Source organism: Pseudomonas canadensis, from assembly GCF_000503215.1.
GTDB lineage: Bacteria > Pseudomonadota > Gammaproteobacteria > Pseudomonadales > Pseudomonadaceae > Aquipseudomonas > Aquipseudomonas canadensis.
The window spans coordinates 843,761-866,612 of sequence record NZ_AYTD01000013.1 but is presented as its reverse complement, the minus strand read 5'-3'; the positions used below and the strand labels follow the sequence as shown (position 1 = coordinate 866,612).

General features: G+C 61.0%; 23 protein-coding genes. 7 read left to right on the top strand and 16 right to left on the bottom strand.

Going from position 1 to position 22,852, the window contains the following annotated elements; all coding sequences use genetic code 11:
- Nucleotides 1–4 precede the first annotated feature (4 nt).
- The 5 genes from U367_RS0112885 to U367_RS0112865 all read left to right on the top strand — a co-directional run bounded on the left by U367_RS0112885 (nucleotide 5) and on the right by U367_RS0112865 (nucleotide 4,860).
- Nucleotides 5–685, top strand: coding sequence for a response regulator (locus U367_RS0112885; RefSeq protein ID WP_028617287.1), 681 nt, complete (start codon nucleotides 5–7; stop codon nucleotides 683–685).
- Nucleotides 682–2,004, top strand: a complete 1,323-nt coding sequence (locus U367_RS0112880; protein WP_028617286.1) for an ATP-binding protein — start codon at nucleotides 682–684, stop codon at nucleotides 2,002–2,004. Before U367_RS0112885 ends, U367_RS0112880 begins: the two co-directional genes overlap by 4 nt.
- A 123-nt stretch (nucleotides 2,005–2,127) precedes the next feature.
- On the top strand, nucleotides 2,128–2,895 hold the full coding sequence (locus U367_RS0112875) for an N-acetylmuramoyl-L-alanine amidase (protein WP_028617285.1): 768 nt from the start codon (nucleotides 2,128–2,130) through the stop codon (nucleotides 2,893–2,895).
- 263 nt (nucleotides 2,896–3,158) lie between these two features.
- Nucleotides 3,159–4,553, top strand: a complete 1,395-nt coding sequence (locus tag U367_RS0112870) for an aspartate aminotransferase family protein (RefSeq protein ID WP_028617284.1) — start codon at nucleotides 3,159–3,161, stop codon at nucleotides 4,551–4,553.
- 82 nt (nucleotides 4,554–4,635) lie between these two features.
- Complete coding sequence (locus tag U367_RS0112865) at nucleotides 4,636–4,860, top strand: MbtH family protein (protein ID WP_028617283.1); 225 nt, start codon at nucleotides 4,636–4,638, stop codon at nucleotides 4,858–4,860.
- 166 nt (nucleotides 4,861–5,026) lie between these two features.
- On the opposite strand, the gene U367_RS0112860 is transcribed toward U367_RS0112865, so the two are convergent.
- From U367_RS0112860 to minC, 8 genes are all read right to left on the bottom strand, one after another.
- Nucleotides 5,027–6,364: an amidohydrolase gene (locus U367_RS0112860; RefSeq protein ID WP_028617282.1), complete on the bottom strand. Its 1,338-nt coding sequence runs from the start codon at nucleotides 6,362–6,364 to the stop codon at nucleotides 5,027–5,029.
- Nucleotides 6,365–6,381: 17 nt separating this feature from the next.
- Complete coding sequence (locus U367_RS0112855; RefSeq protein ID WP_028617281.1) at nucleotides 6,382–8,547, bottom strand: mechanosensitive ion channel family protein; 2,166 nt, start codon at nucleotides 8,545–8,547, stop codon at nucleotides 6,382–6,384.
- Nucleotides 8,548–8,599: 52 nt separating this feature from the next.
- Complete coding sequence (locus U367_RS1000000132070; protein ID WP_010208820.1) at nucleotides 8,600–8,776, bottom strand: hypothetical protein; 177 nt, start codon at nucleotides 8,774–8,776, stop codon at nucleotides 8,600–8,602.
- Between the two features lie 100 nt (nucleotides 8,777–8,876).
- Nucleotides 8,877–10,166 carry a M18 family aminopeptidase gene (locus tag U367_RS0112845; RefSeq protein WP_028617280.1) on the bottom strand — a complete coding sequence of 430 codons (1,290 nt, stop codon included), beginning with the start codon at nucleotides 10,164–10,166 and terminating at the stop codon, nucleotides 8,877–8,879.
- Between the two features lie 197 nt (nucleotides 10,167–10,363).
- On the bottom strand, nucleotides 10,364–10,999 hold the full coding sequence (locus tag U367_RS0112840) for an RluA family pseudouridine synthase (RefSeq protein ID WP_028617279.1): 636 nt from the start codon (nucleotides 10,997–10,999) through the stop codon (nucleotides 10,364–10,366).
- Nucleotides 11,000–11,096: 97 nt separating this feature from the next.
- Complete coding sequence (gene minE / locus U367_RS0112835; protein WP_003175252.1) at nucleotides 11,097–11,351, bottom strand: cell division topological specificity factor MinE; 255 nt, start codon at nucleotides 11,349–11,351, stop codon at nucleotides 11,097–11,099.
- Nucleotides 11,352–11,354: 3 nt separating this feature from the next.
- A complete protein-coding gene (gene minD / locus U367_RS0112830) occupies nucleotides 11,355–12,167 on the bottom strand; it encodes a septum site-determining protein MinD (protein ID WP_028617278.1) in 813 nt (270 codons plus the stop codon).
- 166 nt (nucleotides 12,168–12,333) lie between these two features.
- Nucleotides 12,334–13,071, bottom strand: a complete 738-nt coding sequence (gene minC, locus U367_RS0112825) for a septum site-determining protein MinC (protein WP_028617277.1) — start codon at nucleotides 13,069–13,071, stop codon at nucleotides 12,334–12,336.
- A 119-nt stretch (nucleotides 13,072–13,190) separates the two neighbouring features.
- Here minC and U367_RS0112820 point away from each other — a divergent pair, with 119 nt between their 5' ends.
- A complete protein-coding gene (locus tag U367_RS0112820) occupies nucleotides 13,191–14,126 on the top strand; it encodes a lipid A biosynthesis lauroyl acyltransferase (RefSeq protein ID WP_028617276.1) in 936 nt (311 codons plus the stop codon).
- A gap of 30 nt (nucleotides 14,127–14,156) precedes the next feature.
- The gene (locus U367_RS0112815) at nucleotides 14,157–15,290 is read left to right on the top strand and encodes a patatin-like phospholipase family protein (protein WP_028617275.1); all 1,134 of its coding nucleotides are present in this window, start codon (nucleotides 14,157–14,159) and stop codon (nucleotides 15,288–15,290) included.
- Between the two features lie 91 nt (nucleotides 15,291–15,381).
- Here U367_RS0112815 and U367_RS0112810 read toward each other — a convergent pair whose 3' ends face one another.
- From U367_RS0112810 to puuE, 8 genes are all read right to left on the bottom strand, one after another.
- Nucleotides 15,382–16,167 carry an outer membrane protein OmpK gene (locus U367_RS0112810; RefSeq protein ID WP_028617274.1) on the bottom strand — a complete coding sequence of 262 codons (786 nt, stop codon included), beginning with the start codon at nucleotides 16,165–16,167 and terminating at the stop codon, nucleotides 15,382–15,384.
- A 23-nt stretch (nucleotides 16,168–16,190) separates the two neighbouring features.
- Complete coding sequence (locus U367_RS1000000131630) at nucleotides 16,191–16,559, bottom strand: hypothetical protein (protein ID WP_152537915.1); 369 nt, start codon at nucleotides 16,557–16,559, stop codon at nucleotides 16,191–16,193.
- Nucleotides 16,560–16,617: 58 nt separating this feature from the next.
- Nucleotides 16,618–17,964, bottom strand: coding sequence for a nucleobase:cation symporter-2 family protein (locus tag U367_RS0112805; RefSeq protein ID WP_016976352.1), 1,347 nt, complete (start codon nucleotides 17,962–17,964; stop codon nucleotides 16,618–16,620).
- 205 nt (nucleotides 17,965–18,169) lie between these two features.
- The gene (locus U367_RS0112800) at nucleotides 18,170–19,471 is read right to left on the bottom strand and encodes a urate hydroxylase PuuD (protein WP_028617273.1); all 1,302 of its coding nucleotides are present in this window, start codon (nucleotides 19,469–19,471) and stop codon (nucleotides 18,170–18,172) included.
- 51 nt (nucleotides 19,472–19,522) lie between these two features.
- Nucleotides 19,523–20,026 (bottom strand): ureidoglycolate lyase, encoded by a 504-nt coding sequence (locus tag U367_RS0112795; RefSeq protein WP_028617272.1) that lies wholly within the window; start codon nucleotides 20,024–20,026, stop codon nucleotides 19,523–19,525.
- 121 nt (nucleotides 20,027–20,147) lie between these two features.
- A complete protein-coding gene (gene alc, locus U367_RS0112790; RefSeq protein ID WP_028617271.1) occupies nucleotides 20,148–21,143 on the bottom strand; it encodes an allantoicase in 996 nt (331 codons plus the stop codon).
- A gap of 41 nt (nucleotides 21,144–21,184) precedes the next feature.
- On the bottom strand, nucleotides 21,185–21,700 hold the full coding sequence (uraD, locus tag U367_RS0112785; RefSeq protein WP_028617270.1) for a 2-oxo-4-hydroxy-4-carboxy-5-ureidoimidazoline decarboxylase: 516 nt from the start codon (nucleotides 21,698–21,700) through the stop codon (nucleotides 21,185–21,187).
- Complete coding sequence (puuE, locus tag U367_RS0112780; RefSeq protein ID WP_028617269.1) at nucleotides 21,697–22,623, bottom strand: allantoinase PuuE; 927 nt, start codon at nucleotides 22,621–22,623, stop codon at nucleotides 21,697–21,699. Before puuE ends, uraD begins: the two co-directional genes overlap by 4 nt.
- Nucleotides 22,624–22,852: the final 229 nt, after the last annotated feature.

The window sequence follows — 22,852 nt, the reverse complement described above, 5'->3', positions numbered from 1 at the left end:
CACCATGCACGTACTGGTCTGTGAAGACGACAAACTGATCGCCAGCGGCATTGTGGCCGGCCTCACCGCCCAAGGTTTCACCGTCGAACACGTGGCCACGGCGGGTGCTGCGCGCGCGATGCTCAAGGCGGCGACGTTCGATATCATGGTGCTCGACCTCGGCCTGCCGGACGAAGACGGCCTCAAGTTGCTGCAGCAACAGCGCAGCCAGGGCCTGGAGATTCCGGTGCTGATCCTCACCGCGCGCGATTCGGTGACCAACCGTGTCGACGGCCTGCAAGCCGGCGCCGATGACTACCTGCTCAAACCCTTCGACCTGCGCGAACTCGCTGCCCGCCTGCAAACCCTGCTGCGCCGTGTAGCGGGACGCAGCGTCAACCTGATCGAACATGGCCGCCTGGCCTACGACCCCAGCAGCCGCGAGACCTTCCTGGGCGGCGAACCGGTGGACCTGTCGCGCCGCGAACAGGCGCTGTTGCAAGCCCTGCTGCACAACAAGGGCCGGGTGCTGTCCAGTGAACAACTGAAGGACAGCGTCTACGGCTTCAACGACGAGTTGGAAAGCAACGCCCTCAACGTGCATATCCACCACCTGCGGCGCAAATTGGGCAATGGCATCGTCGAGACCGTGCGCGGCCTCGGCTATCGCCTGGGCCCTGCGGATGGGGGCGAGGACGCATCGTGAAAAGCCTGCGCCTGCGCCTGACGTTCAAGCTGGGCGCCGCTTTTGTGTTGATCTGGGCCCTGGCGGCAGCCTGGATGCTCAACGATCTGCGCAACCAGATGATGTTCTCCCTCGACCAACGCCTGGTGGCATCGGCGCGCATGGTGGCGGGGCTGACCGAGCAGATGCCGGGCCTGGCCAGTGTCAGTGGCGGCGCGCATTTCCATGGGGCACAACTCAACGTGCCGGGTGGCATGGCGTGCCAGGTCAGTTCGTTGCGTGGCGAAGTATTGGCGCGCAGTCATGCCACGCCGGATGAAGGCCTGGAATCGCGCCAGAGTGGCTTTCGTGATCAGGTGATCGATGGGGTGAATTGGCGCAGCTTCACGCTATCCCGTGGCGACCTGTTGATCACCACCGCCGACCGTCAGGTGGAGCGTGAGGCGTTGAACCTGTCGATTCTGCTGGCCGCTTCGGTGCCGGTGGGTGTGGCAATGCTCGGCTGTCTGTGCCTGTTGTGGCTGGGCATCGGTCAGAGCCTGCTGCCGCTCAACCGCATGCGTGACGCTCTGATGCGGCGCAGTGCGGACTCCCTGGAACCGCTGCAGATCCACCCGTTGCCCAGCGAACTCAAGCCGCTGCTCGACACCCAGAACCAATTGTTGCAACGCATCGCCAAGACCATCGAGCGCGAACGCCGCCTGACCGGCGACGCCGCCCATGAACTGCGCAGCCCGTTGACAGCGATCAAGACCCACCTGCAAGTGGCGCGCATGACCGACGGCGCAGCCCGCGACCAATCCCTGGCCCACGCCGAGGAAGGCGCCGACCGCCTGCATCGCACCCTGGAGCAATTGCTGCTGCTGGCGCGGGTGGAGGGCAACCTGTCATTTGACGATGGCATGCACTCCAGTGCCGAGGACGTGGCACGGCTGGCCATCCAGGATGCCAATGCCGGTGATAACTCGCGCATCGACCTGATCCTGCCGGATAACCTCTCGGTTACCCCGGTGGAAATGCCGGTGGGCCTGGCGGTCGCGGCCCTGCGCAACCTGCTGGACAACGCCTTGCGCCACACGCCGGCGGACACGCGGGTGGAACTGCGCGTATTGATCGAGGCGGATAACGTGGTGTTCTGCGTGCGTGACCACGGCAAGCAGATTTCGCCGGAGGACCTGCAATACCTGACCCAACGCTTTTGGCGCAATGGCAACAGCGAAGGCTGCGGGCTGGGCCTGGCGATCGTGCAAGCGATCGTGCAGCGCTGCTCCTGCTCCTTGAAGTTCGACAGCCAGCCGGATGGCCTGCGCGTCGAATTGGGCATGCCGCTACGGCGCTGATCACTTTTCTTTCAAGTGCCACATAGTTACCGCCCTCCTGAGCATCAAGCCTTCAGGATGGCGGTAATTTTTTGCGCTTGAACGGGCTGAACGACTCGGCCTGTATTGAAAAGGACGGTTCTTATGTTGGTCATCGATACAAGCTTCCCTGCCAAAGGCTTCAACGAGCGCAACGGCGAACCCGTGCGGCAGGTGATCGTGCATTACACCGCGGTGCCTTTTGGCTCCTCCCTGCGCACCCTGACCCAGGACGGGGTCAGTGCGCACTACCTGCTGCCCGATCCAGAGGACCCCAGCTACCGCGCTGCGGGCTATGAAGAACTGCGGGTCTTCCGGTTGGTGGAGGAGGACAAACGCGCCTGGCATGCCGGGGTGAGCCATTGGGCGGGGCGTGACAACCTTAATAGCCGCTCGATTGGCATCGAGATCGTCAACCTGGCGCGGGATGATGGCGGTGTGTTCACGTTTCCTGCCTACGGGGAGGAACAAATCGAGGTGTTGATTGCGCTGGTCCGCGACGTTCTGGGGCGTTATCCGCAGATCGGGCCGACCGACATCCTCGGGCACTCGGACGTGGCGTACGGGCCCAAGAGTGATCCGGGGCCGCGTCTGCCATGGCAGCGTTTGCATGAGGCGGGGGTAGGGGCCTGGTTTGATGAGGCGACGCGGGCAATGTACCAGCGCCGCTTTTGCCTCGGGTTGCCGCCAGAGGTCGAGGTGGAGCGGGCGTTTCAGCGTTACGGGTATGCGCCTGCGAAAAATCGGCAAGGGTTTCAGCAGAGAACGAGGGCGTTTCAGATGCACTTTCGGCCTCGGGATTACTGCGGGTTTCTGGACGGGGAGACCTGCGCGATTTTGTATGCGCTGAACGAAAAATACCTGGGGCTCTGATGCCGAACGCGGTTCAAATGTGGGAGCGGGCTTGCTCGCGAAGGCGGTGCGTCAGTCGCCACTCCCATCAACTGGCAGATTGCATTCGCGAGCAAGCCCGCTCCCACATTTGGATCTTCATCCATCAGTTAACGATCACAGTCACTAAATCCCTCTCATGCTGGTGCGTTTCCAGAACAGGAAATCCGTGCGCATGCCCCTTGGGCCAGACGCCAGCGGATCGGCAGTTTGGTCACCACATCAGCGTATTGAGGGATCGAGAAATGTCAGTCGCTACCAGCCGTATCGAAGACGCCCAGGTGCATGAAACGCTCTACCAGTTCGACGAAACACCCTTGCTCGCCCGCCAGCGCCAGCAGGAGTCCAACGCCCGCAGCTACCCTCGGCGTATTCCCCTGGCGCTCAAGCGCGCCAAGGGTATTTACGTGGAAGACGTGGAAGGCCGCAGCTTCATCGACTGCCTGGCCGGCGCCGGCACCCTGGCGTTGGGGCATAACCACCCGGTGGTGATCGAGGCCATCCAGCAAGTGCTGGCCGATGAACTGCCACTGCACACGCTGGACCTGACCACGCCGGTCAAGGACCAGTTCGTGCAGGACCTGTTCGGCCTGTTGCCGCCGGCATTGGCGCGGGAGGCGAAGATCCAGTTCTGCGGGCCCACCGGCACCGATGCGGTGGAAGCTGCATTGAAGTTGGTACGCACTGCCACTGGCCGTAGCACGGTGCTGTCCTTCCAGGGTGGTTACCACGGCATGAGCCAAGGCGCTTTGAGCCTGATGGGCAGCCTGGGGCCGAAGAAACCCTTGGGTGCCTTGCTCGGCAATGGCGTGCAGTTTTTGCCATACCCCTACGACTACCGTTGCCCGTTTGGCCTGGGTGGCGCGGAGGGCGTGCGGGTCAACCTGCATTATCTGGAAAACCTGCTGAATGATCCGGAAGCGGGCGTGCTACTGCCGGCGGCGGTGATTGTCGAGGTGGTGCAGGGCGAGGGCGGTGTGATTCCGGCGGATCTCGACTGGCTGCGTGGCCTGCGCCGTATCACCGAGCAGGCGGGCGTGGCGTTGATCGTCGATGAAATCCAGAGTGGTTTCGGTCGTACCGGCAAAATGTTTGCTTTCGAACACGCCGGCATCATTCCGGATGTGGTGGTGATGTCCAAGGCCATCGGCGGCAGCCTGCCACTGGCGGTGGTGGTGTATCGCGACTGGCTCGACACCTGGCTGCCGGGCGCCCATGCCGGGACCTTCCGTGGTAACCAGATGGCGATGGCGGCGGGCTCGGCGGTGATGCGCTACCTCAAGGACCACGACCTGGCCGGTCACGCCGCGACCATGGGCGAACGCCTGGGCGAACACCTGCGCATTCTGCAACGCGACTTCCCACACCTGGGTGATATTCGCGGTCGTGGGCTGATGCTGGGTGTCGAACTGGTGGACCCAAATGGCCCACTAGACATTCAGGGTCATCCGCCCGTGCATCGCCAACTGGCGCCGTTGGTACAGCGTGAATGCCTAAAGCGCGGCTTGATCCTGGAACTCGGTGGTCGGCACGGCAGTGTGGTGCGGTTCCTGCCGCCGCTGGTGATCACGGCGGCTGAAGTCGACCAAGTGGCGGACATCTTCGGACGTGCGTTGGCGGCGGCGGTCGCCAGCCTCTAATTTTTTGCAGGCTTGGTACGTTTTTACAGATATCAGTGCTGCGCACGGTGCGCAGCCAGCCTTTTAGCGATGGAGAACAGCAATGACCTCAGTATTTGACCGCGACGACATCCTGTTTCAGGTAGTGGTCAACCACGAAGAACAGTATTCCATCTGGCCCGACTACAAGGCCGTGCCGGAAGGCTGGCGCACCGTGGGCAAGAGCGGCATGAAGAAAGAATGCCTGGCCTACATTGAAGAAGTCTGGACGGATATGCGTCCGTTGAGCTTGCGCCAGAAAATGGACGGGGCTGCGCTCGCGGGCTGAGACGGGTGGGCTTGCTGTGGTGAGCGAGCTTCTGTGGTGAGCGGGCTTGCCCCGCGCTGGAGTGCGAAGCGCTCCCGGCTTTTTAGGGGCTGCTGCGCAGCCCAGCGCGGGGCAAGCCCGCTCACTACAGGTCAACCCTGCCCACCACAGGAAACCATCTCGGCGGTTAGTTGGTATAGAGATAATCCGTCGCCAACGACGCCAACGTCCTCACCCCCACCACCAACGCCGACTCATCCACAAAGAACCCCGGATTGTGGTTCGGCGCCGCCTTGCTCATGTCCTGATCCCTGGGCGTCACCCCCAGGAACACAAACAGCCCCGGTGCCTCCTTGGCATAAAACGAGAAGTCCTCAGCACCGCCCACCAGTGGGCCCTGCACCACATCATCCTTGGCCGCCCAACGCAGGCTCGGCAACATCTTCTCGGTCAGCGCCGGGTTATTGATGGTGGGATCGTACTTCTCGATGATGGTGACTTCGGCCTTGGCGCCGCCGCTTTCGGCGATTTTTTCCACGGTCTGGCGCACGTCCGCGTGCAGCTTCTGACGGATACCGTAGTCGTAGGAGCGAATGGTGCCAGTCATATCCACCGACTCCGGAATGATGTTGTAACGCGTGCCGCCATTGATGGTGCCGATGCTCACCACCGACGGGAATGACGAGATATCCGTGCGACGGCTGACCACGGTCTGCAGGCCGACAATGGTCTGCGCGCCCACGGTGATCGGGTCGATGCCGTCCCAAGGGCGGCCGGCGTGGGTCTGTTTGCCGAGGATCTTGATGCGCAAATCGTCCGAGCTGGCCAGGGTCGGTCCAGGACGGTAGGCAATCTGCCCGGCGGGCACGCCGGCCCACACATGCAGGCCGAACACCGCGTCCGGTTTGGGCGCCTTCATCACACCTTCCTGCACCATCATTTTGGCGCCCCAGGTATTTTTGCCGTCGGGGATGAAGTCGCTTGGGCCTTCTTCGGCCGGTTGGAAGTAGAACACCACAGTGCCCGGCAGGCGTTCGCGCATACCGCTCAGGATTTTCGCCGTGCTCAGCAGGATGGCGACGTGGGCGTCGTGGCCGCAGGCGTGCATCACGTCGACTTCCTTGCCCAGGTAGGTACCTTTGGCTTTGGAGGCGAAGGGCAGGTCGGCGACTTCCTTCACCGGCAGCGCATCCATGTCGGCGCGCAGGGCCACGGTGGGACCGGGGAGGGCGCCTTTCAGTACTGCAACGACGCCCGTACGGGCGACGCCGGTTTTTACCTCAAGGCCCAGGTCGCGCAGTTGTTTCGCAACCAGTTCGGCCGTGCGGATTTCGGTGTTGCCCAATTCCGGGTGGGCGTGGATATCGCGTCGGGTTTCCAGCAGCGCCGGCTCAAGGGCTTTTGCCTGGGTGGCAATTTCCTCACGGGCGCTGTCCTGGCCGCTGCTGGCGGCAATCACGGCACTGCTGGCAACGGCGCACAGCGCGCCGAAAACCCACGGGTGTGTCAGACCGGTTAAACGCATAGGGACCTCTCCTGAGTTTATTGTTGTTGATCTTTCTCCTGCACAGTGCCGGCGGTTACCACCTGCACACTCAGGCGCGGCGTAGCCAGGTCCAGCCCGGCTTCGTCCAGATGACGCTTGAGGGACAGGTTGAACGCCCGCGACACTTCCCACTGCTTGATCGGTGCGGTCTTGAATCGCGCGCGCAGGATCGCGCTGCCCGACTCGAAGCTCTCCACGCCTTGAATCTCCAGCGGTGACCAGATATTGCGGCGCTGCAGCGGATCGTTGCGCATTTTCTGGCCGACATCGCGCATCAGCTTGATGGCGTCGTCAATCTCCATGTTGTACGGGATGGCCACGCGGAAGATCGCGTAGCCGAACTCCCGCGAGTAATTCTTGATGCTCTTGATCTCGCTGAACGGGATGGTGTGCACGATGCCGTCGATGTCACGCAGGCGCACGGTGCGGATGGTCAGGCCTTCGACGGTGCCGAGGTGACCACCGACATCCACGTAGTCATCGATGGCCAGGGAGTCTTCGATGATGATGAACAGGCCGGTGATCAAGTCCGCCACCAAGGACTGTGCGCCGAAACCGATGGCCAGGCCGATCACACCAGCACCCGCCAACAGCGGCGTGACGTTCATGCCCATGTTCGCCAGGGCGACGATGGCGGCGATGATGAAGATGGTCACGAACAGCACGTTGCGGATCAGCGGCATCATGGTCTGCGCGCGGGCATTGGCCAGGCCTTTGCGCGAGCGGGTGAGGGCGTGATGAATCGCGGTGTCGCTGAGGATCCAGATCAACCAGGCAAACAGCAGGGTCCCGGCCAGCCCGAACAGCTTGACGCTGACTTCATGGCCGTCGCCTTCGGTAAAGCGGATCAGCGACAGGCCCCACACCCGCAGGCCCAGCTCGATAAACACCAGCCATACGATAAGGTGGGCCAGGGTGTAGACGAAGCTCTTCAGGCGTTCGGAGTACAGCGCATGGCGCTTGTGCCCGCGTTGCGGCTTGAGGGCGTGACGCCGTACCAGGCCGTTGATCACCATGCACAACACCAGCAGCACCGTACACAACAGCGACTGACGCAATGCCGTGCTGGTATCGCCAGCAGAGACAAAGGTGGCGAATAGCGAAATACCTACCAGCAGCAAAGCCGGGATATACCAGAAGGAGCCGATGATTTCGATGGTGTCGCTGAGGGCGCGGCGTGTGAGGCGGCGTGACAGCGGCTGGTTGCGAATCAGGTGGGCGATAGGCCGGCGGAAACGCAGGATGAACACGCCAGTAGACAGCGCCGCCATCACATTGGCGATGGTCGCGGCGGTATGGGACAAGTGTTGCCCAAGCGCTGCGACCAGTCGTGGGTCGCTCAAGGCTTCACCGAAGGCGGCAAAACTGCCGATCCACCACAGTGGGCGGAAAGCTTGGTGACGCAGGATATACAGCGCTCGATGGCGATGCGGGCCGTCGAGTAGCGAAAACGCAATCACGCAGATCGCCGAGAAACAGGTGCCGACCACCAGTGCGTAGGCCAACACCATCGCCAGGGATTTGCCCAGGGACGAGGGCAGGGCGTAGCTCAGGTACACGGTGATCACCAGCGCGATCAGCCATGGGCCGAGTTTACGCAGGGCAAAACGCACCATGTCCCAGGTACGCGGGTGTTGCGGCAGTTCTTCGGGCAGGCCGAAGCGTTCGCGCACGCGGTGACTGAGCCAGATCAGCGCGGCGGCGAGTAGGCTCCACACGGCAAGGATCAGGGCAAAACCGAAAATGATCGGCAGCCATTCGTTGGCTGGCAGCATCAGCGCACTGAGTTCTTCTTTGGCCAGGTCGATTTCATTGGACCAGCGCCCCAGCGGGCTGTCGGCCCCAGAGAACTGCGCTTCCAGGTTGGCCAGGGTGCCGCCGATCAACCCCAGCACGCCTTCTTCCGCGGCCGGTTGAGCTTTTTTCGTGGCTTCGCGCAGCTTTTTCAGGTCACTCAGCAACTGGGTACGTTGCTGGTCGTTCTCCAAGGTCTTGATCACCTCGTCCAACGACTGCCCCAGCGGCACTTCGGCCTGGGGCTGGGTCTTGTTGGTGTTACCGAGCAGGCCCGGCAAGCCCACGGCATGGGCAGGCGTCAGCGGCAGCAGCGTCAGCAGGGCGATCAGGCAGTAGCAGGGCAGGGCAAACAGACGGGAAAGCACGAGGCGGTCAACCTTGGAAACGACGAGTTGACCGAGTGTACGAGCGCAATCGTCATTCAGCCAGTTTTGCGAGGATCTTGTACACCACGGTGCCCAGGATCAGCAGCATGCCAATCCACATGCCAAACACGCCGAGGGGCTTGTCACGGAAGTTGAAGCCCACGGCGAGCATGATCATGCCGATCAGGATCGGGATAAGCATGGCGTGGAAGGAGGACATGGAGATCATGGTGCGACGGCCTTGTCGGAGTGGAAATACTGACAAGTCTAGGTCGGTTTGCAGGAAGTGGGGTTGATGTGTATCAGAAACACATCAACCCCATGCCACATCAGGGCAAGTCGCGGCTCGCGTAGAACGCGCCCAGCACCTTCACCAGATGCGCCAAATCATGACTACCGCACAGTTCACGAATGGAGTGCATGGCAAACGTCGGCAGGCCGATGTCCACGGTGCGCACGCCCAGATGGCTGGCGGTGATCGGGCCGATGGTAGAGCCGCAACCCATGTCGCTGCGCACCACGAAGCTCTGCACCGGTACTTCCTGGGCCATGCACAGGTGGCGGAAGAACCCGGCGGTTTCGCTGTTGGTGGCGTAGCGCTGGTTGCTGTTGACCTTGATCACCGGGCCGGCGTTGAGCTTGGGGCCGTGGTTGGCGTCATGCTTCTCGGCGTAGTTGGGGTGCACGCCGTGGGCGTTGTCCGCAGACACCAACAGGGATTTCTGAATGGTGCGTACGAACTCATCCCCTTCCGGCAACAGGCGACGCAGGGTCTGTTCCAGCATCGGGCCATCGGCACCGCACGCCGAGCAGGAGCCGACTTCTTCGTGGTCGTTGCACACCAGTACGCAGGTTTCTTCGCTGTCGCTGGTGAGCAAGGCTTGCAGGCCCGCGTAGCACGACAGCAGGTTATCCAGGCGTGCGCCGGCGATGAAGTCGCCGTTCAGGCCGATAACCGCAGCGCTTTGCGTGTCGTAGAAGCTCAGCTCGTAGTCGAGCACCACATCGGCGTTCAAGCCATGTTCCCGTGCAAGCTGCTCGGTGAGCACGGCGCGGAAGTCCACGCGCTCGTCACCCGCAAACTGCGCGAGGATCGGCGGCAGTTCGGTCTGGGCATTGATCGCCCACCCCTGGTTGGCTTCACGGTTCAGGTGAATGGCCAGGTTGGGGATGATGGCGATGGGCAGCTTGAAGTCGATCAACTGGCTTTCGACCTTGCCGTCGCGGCGGAAGGTTACGCGGCCAGCCAGGGACAGGTCGCGGTCGAACCACGGCGCCAGCAGCGCGCCGCCGTAGACTTCCACGCCCAGTTGCCAGAAGCCCTGGCGTTGCAGCTCAGGCTGGGGCTTGACCCGCAGGCACGGGCTGTCGGTGTGGGCACCGACCAGGCGGATACCGCCCTGCAACGGCGAATGGCGGCCGAGCTTGAAGGCAATGATCGAGGAATCGTTGCGGGTCACGTAGTAGCGACCGTTAGCCTCGGTGGTCCAGGTCTCGCGCTCGTCGAGACGCTGGTAACCGGCCGCTTCCAGGCGCTGGGCCAGGGCGGCAGTGGCATGAAAAGGAGTAGGGGAGACCTTGAGGAAGTCGATCAGGCCTTGATTCAACGCTTCGCGCATAAATAGCTCCAGACAGCAGTGCGCGGAGTTTACCGTATTGGCTCGCGATTTGGCGTGAAGCTACCTTCTTGAGCAACACACAAAACTACTGTGGGAGCGGGCTTGCCTGCGGTAGCGGTGTGTCAGTCAATGCATTTGGCACAGATAGACCGCTATCGCAGGCAAGCCAGCTCCCACACTGTACTGCGTTCGCAGCTTTAAAAAGGGGCGGGGCACTCGAAACGCAAACGCTCGCCACTTTGCGGGTGGGTGAAGCTCAGCATGCTCGCGTGCAGGCACAGGCGCGGCCAGGCGGCCAGAGCTTGCTCATGGGCATACAGGCCATCACCCAGCAACGGGTGGCCGATGGAGAGCATGTGCACACGCAGTTGGTGCGAACGCCCGGTGATCGGCGTCAGCTCTACGCGGCACCAGTCGCCACAGCGTTCCAGCACTTTCCAGAAGGTCAGCGCATGCTTGCCGAATTCGTGGTCCACCACGTGGCGCGGCTTGGTCGGCGGGTCGTAGCGCAGGGGCAGGTCGATGCTGCCGCTGTCCAGTTCCGGTTGGCCCCAGGCCAGGGCGGTGTAGGCCTTTTCGGTTTCACGGTCATGAAACTGGCGGGACAGTTCGCGGTGGATGTCGGCGTCACGGGCCAGCAGGATGATGCCTGAGGTTTCCCAGTCCAGGCGATGGACGATACGGGCTTCCGGGTAGCCGTTTTCCTGCAGGCGGGTGATCAGGCAGTCCTTGTTGTCGTCGGCGCGGCCAGGCACCGAAAGCAGCAGGGTGGGCTTGTTCACCACCAGGACGGCGTCGTCCTGATGCAGGATATGAATGTTGGACAGCGGCATTAAACAGCCTCGTAACAAACGCCAACGGCGGCTCGCCCACCCGGCCCCCAAAAAAGGGATCAGGGTGAACGAGCCGCCGTGGCGGCCGCCTGTTCGATCAACGATCAGGCAGGGTGATATTGAGTTCCAGAATCGAGCAGCTGCCGTCATTTTCCAGAGCGACATGCACGTCATCGTTGCCGATATTGACGTACTTGCGGATCACCTCGACCAGTTCCTTCTGCAAGGCTGGCAGGTAGTCCGGTGTACTGCGTTGGCCGCGTTCGTGCGCCACGATGATCTGTAGACGCTCTTTCGCTACCGACGCGGTACTTGGCTTTTTGTTGGCGCGAAAGAAGTCGAGAAATTTCATTGTTTAGTTGCCTCCAAAGATACGCTCGAAGAATCCCTTCTTCTTGACATCGAGGAAGCGGTGTTCCACGGTCTTGCCCAGCAGGCGATCGACGGCATCGCTGTACGCCTGGCCGGCGTCGCTCTGGTCGTCAAGAATCACCGGAACACCCTGGTTGGAAGCCTTCAGGACGGCCTGGGATTCTGGAATCACGCCCAGCAGGGTCACGGCGAGGATTTCCTTCACGTCTTCAACGCCAAGCATTTCGCCGTTGCTGACGCGCTCTGGGTTGTAGCGGGTGAGCAGCAAGTGCTCCTTGATCGGCTCCTGGCCTTCTTCGGCGCGCTTGGATTTGCTGGCCAGCAGGCCCAGCATGCGGTCCGAGTCACGTACGGAGGAGACTTCCGGGTTGGTCACGACGATGGCTTCATCGGCGAAGTACATGGCCAGGTGAGCACCGGTTTCGATACCGGCCGGCGAATCGCAGACCACGTATTCGAAGGTTTCCTTCAACTCGGCCAGGACTTTGCCTACGCCTTCTTTGGTCAGCGCGTCTTTGTCACGGGTCTGGCTGGCGGCCAGCACGTACAGGTTCTCAAGGCGCTTGTCCTTGATCAGGGCCTGTTGCAGGTTGGCTTCACCGTTGACCACGTTGACGAAGTCATACACCACGCGGCGTTCGCAGCCCATGATCAGGTCGAGGTTGCGCAAGCCGACGTCGAAGTCGACGATAACTGTCTTGTGGCCGCGCAGCGCGAGACCGGTACCGATAGCGGCGCTGGTGGTGGTCTTACCCACACCACCCTTGCCGGATGTAACCACGAGAATCTTGGCCAAGGTGTTTCACCCCTAAGGAAGAAGGACATTTCGGTCCCTGAAAAACATCTCTTGGAACTCGCTGCAGGCGGACAGCCTTGTAGGAAAAAATAATTCCTACATAAGTAATGCCGGTTTCGCTGTGCTATCAGAGTCTAGAGATGCTTGGAAAATGCGGCAGTATCCGTTAAAGACGGATGATGTTCAACACATCGCCCGACAGGTTGACCTGCACCGAAGCCCCCCACAGCGGATCACGGCGCAAATCTTCTGAAACCTTGTACTGGCCTGCGATGGACACTAGCTCAGCGGTCAACTGCTGGCAAAAAATACGGGCCTTGGTATCACCCTTGATGCCGGCGAGGGCACGTCCGCGCATCGGGCCGTATACATGGATGTTGCCATCGGCGAGAAGTTCCGCCCCTGGGCTGACCGAAGAGATCACCACCAGGTCGCCGCCCTGGGCGTAAATCTGCTGGCCGCCCCTTACGGGCGAGGTGATGATCTTTGTAGGCTTGATCGCAGGCTCCGGTGGCTTCTCCGGTTTTTTCTTCTCTTCACCGACCAGTGGTTCAAGCGGACGTTCGCGCGCGCCGGACGGTGGCAGTACTGGCAGTTCAATGGCGATCGCTGCAGCAATGTCTTCGATACGACTGGCACGAATCGCCAAGGTACGCAGCCCGTGGGAGCGGCAAACACGCATCAGGCCGGGCAGGTCGATGACGCCTTGGCCCGCGGGCAGTTTGTCCAAGGCCAGCACCAGCGGGGCATTGTTGAAAAAGTTGGGTGCCAGGGCGACTTTGGCGGCGAGCTGGCGGTCCAGGGCGTCGAGGTCGTTACGGGCGAGTTCCAGCACGGTGATGGCGAGCATGCTGCCTTTCAGCTGGAACACGGGATCTTGGTCTAGCGGTTCGGTTTGGCTCATGGTCGGCAAAAGCGGCTTGTCACGAAAAGTGTCGAGACTTATAACGAGAACACTCACTCGCCGCAAGCCGAGTCGAACCGTTGTAGAATGCGCGGCCCTTGTCTTTACCGGAATCTGTAATGGATCGCCCGCGTTTTCGAGCTGTATTTTTTCACCCGCGTTTCTGGCTGTTATGGCTGGGGCTCGGCCTGCTGTGGCTGGTCACCCAACTGCCCTACCGCGCGCTGCTGACCATTGGTCGGCTGCTGGGCGCCGGCATGTACCGCGTGGCCGGCGAGCGTCGCCGCATCGCCGCACGCAACCTGGAACTGTGCTTCCCGGAAAAATCCGCCCAAGAGCGCAAACACTTGCTCAAGGAAAACTTTGCCTCCACCGGCATCGCCTTCTTTGAAATGGCCATGAGCTGGTGGTGGTCGCGCCAGCGCCTGGCGCGGCTGGCCCATGTCGAAGGCCTGGAACACCTCAAGCAGGCCCAACTGGACGGCAAGGGCGTGATCCTCATGGCCCTGCACTTCACCACCCTGGAAATCGGCGCCGCGCTGCTGGGGCAGAAGCACACCATTGATGGCATGTACCGCGAGCACGGCAACCCGTTGTTCGACTACATCCAGCGCCGTGGCCGCGAACGCCACAACCTCGACTCCCTGGCCGTGGAGCGCGAAGACGTGCGCGGCATGCTCAAGCTGCTGCGCGCCGGGCGTGCCATCTGGTATGCACCGGACCAGGACTACGGCGCCAAGCAAAGCATTTTCGTGCCGCTGTTCGGCATCCAGGCCGCCACCGTGCCTGCCACCAGCAAGTTTGCCAAGCTGGGCAAGGCGCTGGTGGTGCCGTTTACTCAACAGCGCCTGGCCGATGGCAGCGGTTACCGCCTGGTGATCCACCCGCCGTTGACTGACTTCCCTGGCGAAAGCGATGAAGTCGACTGCCTGCGCATCAACCAGTGGGTCGAAGCCTCGGTGCGTGAATGCCCTGAGCAATACTTATGGACCCATCGCCGCTTCAAGAGCCGGCCACCGGGTGAGCCTAAGCTGTACGAAAAACGCCGCCGATAAGACAGACATTTCCCCACATGGAGTGACGCAATGCGCCCAGCTGAACCGGTTACAGGCTTGATTCTTTCCGGCGGCGGGGCGCGAGCGGCGTATCAGGTGGGGGTACTGGCGGCGATTGCCGAGCTGTTGCCGCCGGGGGCGCCTAACCCGTTTCCAGTGATTGTCGGCACATCGGCCGGCGCGATCAACGCGGTGAGCCTGGCCAGTGGCGCTACGGACTTCAGGGCCGCGATCCAACGTCTTACCGCGTTCTGGCAGGGCTTTCGCAGTCATCTGGTGCTGCGCAGTGATTGGCCGGGGGTGATTCGCCAGGCGAGTCGCTTCTTTATCCACAGCCTCCTCGGTCTTGGCGCGCAGGTGCCGGTGGCGCTGCTCAACAGCACGCCGCTGAAAGCGCTGCTCAGGGACAAGCTGCACTTGCCTGGCATCGATGAAGCGATTCGCACCAAACATCTGCATGCGGTGGCGGTGACCGCCTTCGGCTACGAGTCCGGCCACGCAGTGACCTTCTATCAGGGCGGCGGCACTATCGATGCCTGGTTGCGCCACCGTCGTATCGGCGTGCCGACCCAACTGACGGTTGAACACCTGCTGGCCAGCTCCGCGATTCCCTTGTTGTTCGCCCCGGTCAAACTTGACCAGGAGTATTTCGGTGATGGCGCCGTGCGGCAATCGGCGCCGATCAGTCCGGCGTTGCACCTGGGTGCCAGTCGCGTGCTGGTGGTCGGCGTCAGCGGCAACCCACGCGGCAATGAACCGGCGGCGCAGCGTACCTACACCGGCCAGGAGCCTACTCTGGCGCAGATTGGCGGGCATATGCTCAACAGCACGTTCATTGACAGCCTGGAAAGCGATATCGAGTTGCTGGAGCGCTTGAATCAGTACAGCCACGCCGCGCCTGGCGTGGCGGCGGTGGAAGTGCTGGTGATTGCACCGAGTCAGCCAATCGACGAAATCGCGGCACGGCACCGTCAGGAATTGCCGGCGGCATTACGCTTGTTTCTGCGTGGGCCGGGGGCGACCAAGACGAGCGGGGCGGGGGTATTGAGTTACTTGCTGTTCGAGGCGGGGTATTGCAGCGAATTGATCGAGTTGGGGCGGCGGGATGCGTTGGCCAAGCGTGAAGAGTTGTCGCGGTTCCTAGGCCTCACGCCGAACCTGTAGGAGCCCGGCTTGCCGGCGATGGCGTCCTCAGGACCGCTATCGCCGGCAAGCCGGGCTCCTACAGGGGTAGGGGCATGGGAATCAGCCAGGGTCAGAAGTGATACTTGACCAGGAAGCTTGCGGTGTCCTGGTTAGTCTTGAACGCACCCGAATCTTCGATCCCGTACTTGTTCTTCCAGTAGTCGTATTCAAAACCGACATACAACTGCTTGTCGCCCCAATGCAGCGCTTTACCCAGGTCATATTTGACCTGTGGGTTGAAGTGCAGGTTGGCGTGGTAAGTGCCACGGGCGTTCTTGTCGTTGTCCGTCACCCAGTCCATGAAGCCGTCGATCAACACGTCAGAGTTGCCCACGGGGATGGTGTAGGACCAGACCGGAGTAATCTGCCAGACGCCGTCACCCGGACGGTTGCCTTCGGTCTGGCGTTGGTAGAAGTTCAACTGGAAGTAGTCGAAGCCGGGGATGTTCAGGTCGAAGCCCGGGCCGAGCAGGTACGACTCGTTATCGCCTTCGCCAAACTCGTAAGTGAATGCCAGCAGTACATCTTTGATCGGGCCGAACGACAGGTCTTTATCAAAGATCTTGCCGAACGACAGGCGCGGGCTTATTTCACCGTAGTAAGTACTGGGGCCGACGTTGCCGTCCTCCTTACCGTTGTAAAAGATGCGGTCGACGAAGATAAAGTTGTCGCCGTACTTCCAGGCATCCGCATGTTCGAACGTGACGGTTTGCTGGATTTGCGGGTTGACGGTAAAGCTCTTGCCCCACAGGTAAGTCAGGCTGTTGTTTTGCCACTGCAACAGGTCACCGGCCACGGCTTGGCCACCGGCCAGCAGGGATCCCGCCAGCATCAGGCCTTTGAACATAGGTTTCATTCGGTTGCTCCCGAGTTAAAGTTTTATGGTTTTTCTTCTACGCAGGCGCTCTGATGTGGCGCCTTTTGGTTCGCTGCAAAAATCGTCTGTTCGGTCAGCTTTAGTGCTTTTAGCAAGAGCTGCGCCAAGGTGTTTAAAAAGCCAAAAAATCCCCGTCGGCTGCATGGGATGCAGTCGAATTCAGAGGACTTTTGCGCACTTTGGCCGCAGACATAAGGCCGGGATAAGTTGGCCTTGCAGTCAGCTTTTACATTTGCTGTTTTTTTTTGAGTCGATTCGAGCGGGCGCGGAGAATACTGGCTCCTAGGCCGTGGCTCAAGTGCGCTGTTAAAGCGCGCGTGGGGCGAGAATGGGGCACGGCTTGTGGCCGGCCCCAGGTGAAGGGTGTGCATGCTTGTGTTCCCTGTTTCGTTATTGTTTTTATTCTTTGCTTTTTAGTAACAGGGGGAATCAATGCGTATGAGCGACTTCAGGGCGTTCAGCGCCACCGAGAATGTTGAACAGGATATTCAGCGACAACGCGCTGAGCGTGGCCATGGCGATGCCACTGTGGGTAATCGGGCTCATCCACAGCGGTAACTGCGCGAAGAACTCCGGGCGCACCACGGGGATCAGGCCCATGCCGATACTCACCGCCACCAGCAACTGGTTGCGACGGTCGGCGATGTCGGCTTCCTGCAGGATCTTGATGCCGGTCGCCGCCACCATGCCGAACATGGCGATGGCCGCGCCGCCCAGCACCGCCGGTGGAATCGATGCCACGAGGTAGGCGGCCTTGGGCAACAGGCTCAGGACAATCAGGAAGACCCCGGCCATGATCGTCACCGAACGGCAACGCACGCCGGTCATCTGCACCAGGCCGATGTTCTGCGCGAAGGAAGAGTGGGTGAAGGTGTTGAAGAAGCCGGCAAAGAATGACGCGCCGGCATCACACAACAGGCCTCGGCGCAGCATCTTCGGCGTGACATCCTGGCCGGTGATCTTGCCCAGCGCGAGAAACATCCCGGTGGATTCGACAAAGATGATCACCACCACCAGGCACATCGACAGGATCGGCGCCAACTCGAACTTGGGCATGCCGAAGTGCAACGGCGTCACCACCTGCACCCACGGTGCCATCGCTAGGCCGCTGAGGTCGACCATGCCGAGCGCACCGCACAAGGCGTAGCCCAGGCCCATGCCGATCAGCACCGAGATATTCACCCAAAAACCGCGCATGAAGCGGTTGATCAGCAGGATGGTGGCCAGTACCAGTGCGGCAATCGCGAGGTAGATCGGCGAGCCAAATGTGGCGGCGGCACTGCCGCCACCGGCCCAGTTCACGGCCACCGGAAACAGCGAAAGGCCAATCGCGGTGATCACTGTGCCGGTCACCAGCGGCGGGAAAAAGCGCACGACCTTGGACATGAATGGCGCGATGAGCATGCCGAAGAACCCGGCGGCGATGGTCGCGCCGAAGATACCCTGCAAGCCGATGCCGGGCATGCCGGCCATCGCGACCATACTGCCGACGGCGGCAAAACTGGCGCCCATCATCACCGGCATGCGAATGCCCACCGGACCGATGCCGAACGACTGCACCATGGTGGCGATACCGGCGACCAGCAGGTCGGCGTTAATCAGAAAAGCGATTTCTTCACGGCTCAAACCGGCGGCCTGGCCAATGATCAGGGGCACGGCGACGGCGCCGCCATACATCAGTAAGACGTGTTGCAGGCCTACCAGAATCAGTTGCAAGAGGGGCAGCCGCACCATGGCGGGCGCGGCAGGAATCTGCGGTTCGGCTAACTCGGTCATGCAACACCTCGGATCTTTTTTATTTTTGTTGTTTCAACAATTGTGTAGCGGAGAGCTTTGTAGTGAGCGGGCTTGCCCCGCGCTGGGTGGCGAAGCCGCCCCAATCCGGCCACCGTGTACTTCCAGACAGAATCCAGGGGGCTGGTTTTAGGGCGGCTTCGCCACCCAGCGCGGGGCAAGCCCGCTCACTACAGGACATCGTTAGCTAGTTGGTACGGGCCCCCTGATTGATCCAGGTGCCAATCAGGTCCCGTTCCTGCTGGGTCATCTGGGTGATGTTGCCCAACGGCATAATCTGGCTCGCCACGGCCTGCGCTTGAATACGCGCGGCCTGCTGCTGGATCTGTGCCGCTGTGTCAAACATCACCCCAGCCGGTGCGGTGCTGAACAGAGGGCTGGTGGGCTTGGCCGAATGGCACACGGTGCAACGCTGCTCGATCACGCTGTGGACCTGGCCGAAATCCGTGGTGGCCTGGGCCGGTGCCGGTTCAGCCGCCGGAGCGGCGGGTGCGGCCGGCGCAGCGGGTTTCAAGCCACCACCCAACGCCGTTTCCGGCAATGGCTGGTACTCGATGGCGGCGGGTGCCTTGGCCACTTCCGGTGCGGTCGACACCGGTTTTGGTCCGGTGACGTACGCCAGGCTGATCATCGCCAACGCGCCTACCGGCAAGGTCCACGCATATTTCTGGCTGTTGTGACGGGTGTTGAAGTAGTGCCGTACCAACACCGCTGCTACCGCGATACCCGCCAGGATCAGCCAGTTGTATTGGCTGCCGTAGGTGCTCGGGAAGTGGTTGCTGATCATGATGAACAGCACCGGCAAGGTGAAGTAGTTGTTGTGACGTGAACGCAACAAGCCTTTGGCCGGCAGTGCCGGGTCTGGCGTGCGGTTCTCCGCGATTGCCGCCACCAACGCGCGTTGCGCCGGCATGATGATGCGGAACACGTTACCGACCATGATGGTGCCGATCACCGCACCCACGTGCAGGTAGGCGCCACGGCCACTGAACACTTTGCTGAAGCCGTACGCGGCGGCAATCAACAGCACGAACAGGATGAAACCGAGCAAAGCAGGGCGCTTGCCCAGGGCCGAGTCGCACAGGAAGGAGTAGATGAACCAGCCGGCGAACAGTGAACCAATGCCCAGCAATACGCCTTCCGGACCACTGAGGCTGCTGCCCGGGGCCAGCAGGTACAAGGTCGGGTTCCAATAGAACACCACGCACAGCAGCGCAATACCGGACATCCAGGTGAAATAGGCTTCCCATTTAAACCAATGCAGGTTGTCCGGCATGGTCGGCGGGGCCAGTTTGTATTTTTCCAGGTGGTAGATACCGCCACCGTGGATCGCCCACAAGTCACCGGCCAGGCCGCTCTTGGGGTTGACGCGATTGAGGTTGTTTTCCAGCCAGACGAAGTAGAAAGAAGCGCCGATCCACGCGACGCCCGTGATCATGTGAACCCAGCGCACGCTCAGGTTCAGCCATTCCATCAAATGTGCTTCCACAGTCTTTACCTCTCGCCTGTCACCCTTGTTGTCGGGTGATCAGACCTTCTCTTATTGGTGGGGGGCGAGGATCAACCGCTCATCCTCTTTGAAAAAATGCTCATCGCAGTTATTGCCTGTGCCACTGCGATCAACCACCAGGAAGTCATCCCGCTTTTCGATCGTCAGCACCGGGTGGTGCCAGACGCCGCGATGGTAATTAATGCCCTGCCTGCCGTTGGTGACGAAGGCGCGGACCAAGCCCGATACAGGTTCATCGCCAAGTGGCGCGACCACGATCAGAAAGGGGTTGCCGAGCAGCGGAATGAAAGCCTGGCTGCCCAGCGGGTGTCGTTCCAGCATGCACACGGTCAGCGGCATGTCCTGCGCGTCGGCGCGGAAGATGCTGATGATGGCGTTGTCCTCTGGCTTGGCGGTTTCCACCGTTGCCAGTTTGTGGAAGCGCATGGTCGACCCGTTGTTGATCATGAAGTGATCGCTGCCATCGGTTTCGATAACGTCTCCGAAAGGGGCGAAGGCTTCTTTGGTCAGGGGTTCGATCATCAGTGTGCGCATGGCTGTCTTCTTAATCTCTTGAATGCTGTGATTTCTGTGTAGGAGTCCGGCTTGCCGGCGATTGCAATCTTGAGGACGCCATCGCCGGCAAGCCGGGCTCCTACAGGTTCGGGGTCAGTGCTTACTTGGCTACTTTACCGAGGACCCGCAGGCGGCTCACACCACCATCCGGGAACACATTCAGGCGGATGTGAGTAATCGGGCCTAGCGCCTTGATCTGCTCGGCAAACGTGTGTTCAGCGTGCATTTCCAGCTTCTGCGCCGGCAGCAGTTCGCGCCAGAACAGCGATTGGGTTTCGATCTGGCTGTCGGTGCCGCCCTTCACGAAGGCGCCCTGGATCGAGCAGGTGTCCGGGTAGTTGCCTTTGAAGTGCAGGGTGTCGACGATGATTTTCTCGATCTCGCCCGGATGGCCCAGCGCCACAATCACCCAGTCATTGCCTGGCGTGCGACGACGTGCGGTTTCCCAGCCGTCGCCCATGTTGATACCACGGCCTGGGTTGAGGATGTTGCTCATGCGGCCGAAGTGTTCATCGGAGCAGGCTAGGGCACGACCGCCGTTAAGAGCGGCAGCCAGGTCGACCTGTTCGTTGTCGCCCACCGAGGACCAGTCGCGGAACGGCACGCCGTACACACGCAGACGGGCCACGCCGCCATCCGGGTAGATGTTGAAACGCAGGTGGCTGAACGCCTGGTCGTTGTTGATCTCGTGGTAGTGGTGACTGTTGCCTTGCAGCTCGACGGCCGACAGCACTTCCACCCACTGGGTCTTGTCATCCGGCTCGCCCGAAGCCAGGAAGCAGGCTTCCAGGGAGGCCGACGGCGGGAAGTTGCCGGTGAAGAATGAAGTGTCGATGTCCACGCCTTTGATGCTGCCCGGTACGCCCAGGCGGATCACAGCGCTGTCGTAGCCTTCGAAGCGCTTGCGGCGCGACTCCCAGCCGTCCATCCACTTGCCGTTGTCATCGAAAACGCCCTCCTTCCATACGGCCGGGGTCGGCTGGAACAGGCGGTTGGCGTCGGCGAACCAGTCATCGGTGACGGAGATGATCTTGGTGCCCAGGCGGGCGTCGGCCAGGTTGACGAACTTTTCGAAAGGTACGGCGTAAGCTTTCATTCTTCTTGTCTGCCTTAGAGAGAGTGGCTGGGGATGGTCGTTTAGAGGGTCAGTAATCGGAACAACGCGATCTTGTTGATCTCGGCCAGTGCACATTTGAACTCGGCCTCGACCGAGTTGTGAATGCGCGTTTCGAACGCGGCCAGGATCTGATGCCGGTTGCTGCCTTTTACCGCCATGATGAAGGGAAACTTGAACTTGGCCTTGTAGGCATCGTTCAGCTCGGTGAAGCGAGAAAACTCTTCGGCCGTGCATTGGTGAATCCCCGCGCCAGCCTGTTCATCAGTGCTGGCTTGGGTGAGTTGGCCCTGGACGGCAGCTTTGCCGGCCAGGTCCGGGTGAGCGTTGATCAGCGCCAACTGGCTGGCATGATCGGCGCTCAACAGGATGTCGCTCATGCGCTGGTGCAGGGTTTCGATCTGGTCGACCGAAGCGTCCTGGCCCAGGTCGTAGGCCTTTTCGGCTACCCATGGCGAATGTTCGTAGATATCGGCGAAGGCTGCGACGAATGCATCGCGGCTCAGGGTCGACGGTTTCAAGGTGTGAAACGCAGTCATTTCGCGGCTCCCGTGTACGGGTGGGTTTCGTGCCAGTGACGGGCAATGTCCACACGACGAGTGAACCACACCTGTTCGTGACCTTTGACGTATTCAATGAACCGCTTCAACGACGCCAGGCGCGCCGGGCGGCCGATCAGGCGGCAGTGCAGGCCAATGGAAAGCATCTTCGGTGCCTCGGCGCCTTCGGCGTAGAGCACGTCGAACGCGTCCTTGAGGTATTCGAAGAAGTCATCGCCCTTGTTGAAACCCTGCACCTGGGTGAAGCGCATGTCGTTGGTGTCCAGGGTGTAAGGGATTACCAGGTGCGGCTTGCCGGTGGGGTTGTTGGGTTCCCAGTAGGGCAGGTCGTCGTCGTAGGTGTCGCAGTCATAGAGAAAGCCGCCTTCCTCCATCACCAGCCGCCGGGTGTTGGGGCCGGTGCGGCCGGTGTACCAGCCCAGTGGGCGCTCGCCGGTCAGCTCGGTGAGGATGCGGATGGCTTCGAGCATGTGCTCACGCTCCTGGGCCTCGTCCATGTACTGGTAGTCGATCCAGCGGTAGCCGTGGCTGCAGATCTCATGGCCGGCCTCGACCATCGCGCGGATCACATCCGGATGGCGCTGAGCGGCCATCGCCACGGCGAAGATGGTCAGCGGGATATCGAATTCTTTGAATAACTTGAGGATGCGCCACACGCCGGCACGGCTGCCGTATTCGTACAGCGACTCCATGCTCATATTGCGTGCGCCTTGCAGCGGCTGGGCCGAGACCATTTCCGAGAGGAAGGCTTCGGACTCTTTGTCACCGTGCAGGATATTGCGCTCGCCACCTTCTTCGTAGTTGAGTACGAAAGACAGCGCAATGCGCGCCTTGCCCGGCCAGTGGGGGTGAGGAGGGTTACTGCCGTAACCGATCAGGTCGCGTGGGTAGTCAGCGCTCACTGCAGTCTTCCTTCTTGTTCGTCGTGTTAGCGATGAGTGATTGTATACAACTTATCGCGCACTTTGTAAGCCTACATTTCTGCATTTTTTCTGCAGGGCTCTAGATGAATGGTGTAGCAAGAAACTTGCCTGGTTGGTCAGCTAATGGACAAAAGGTCGTTTAAAAGCAAGGATTACTCATCGATTGTGCCGTTGAGCAACGCAGGCAGGTAGATCCATAGGTTTGTGA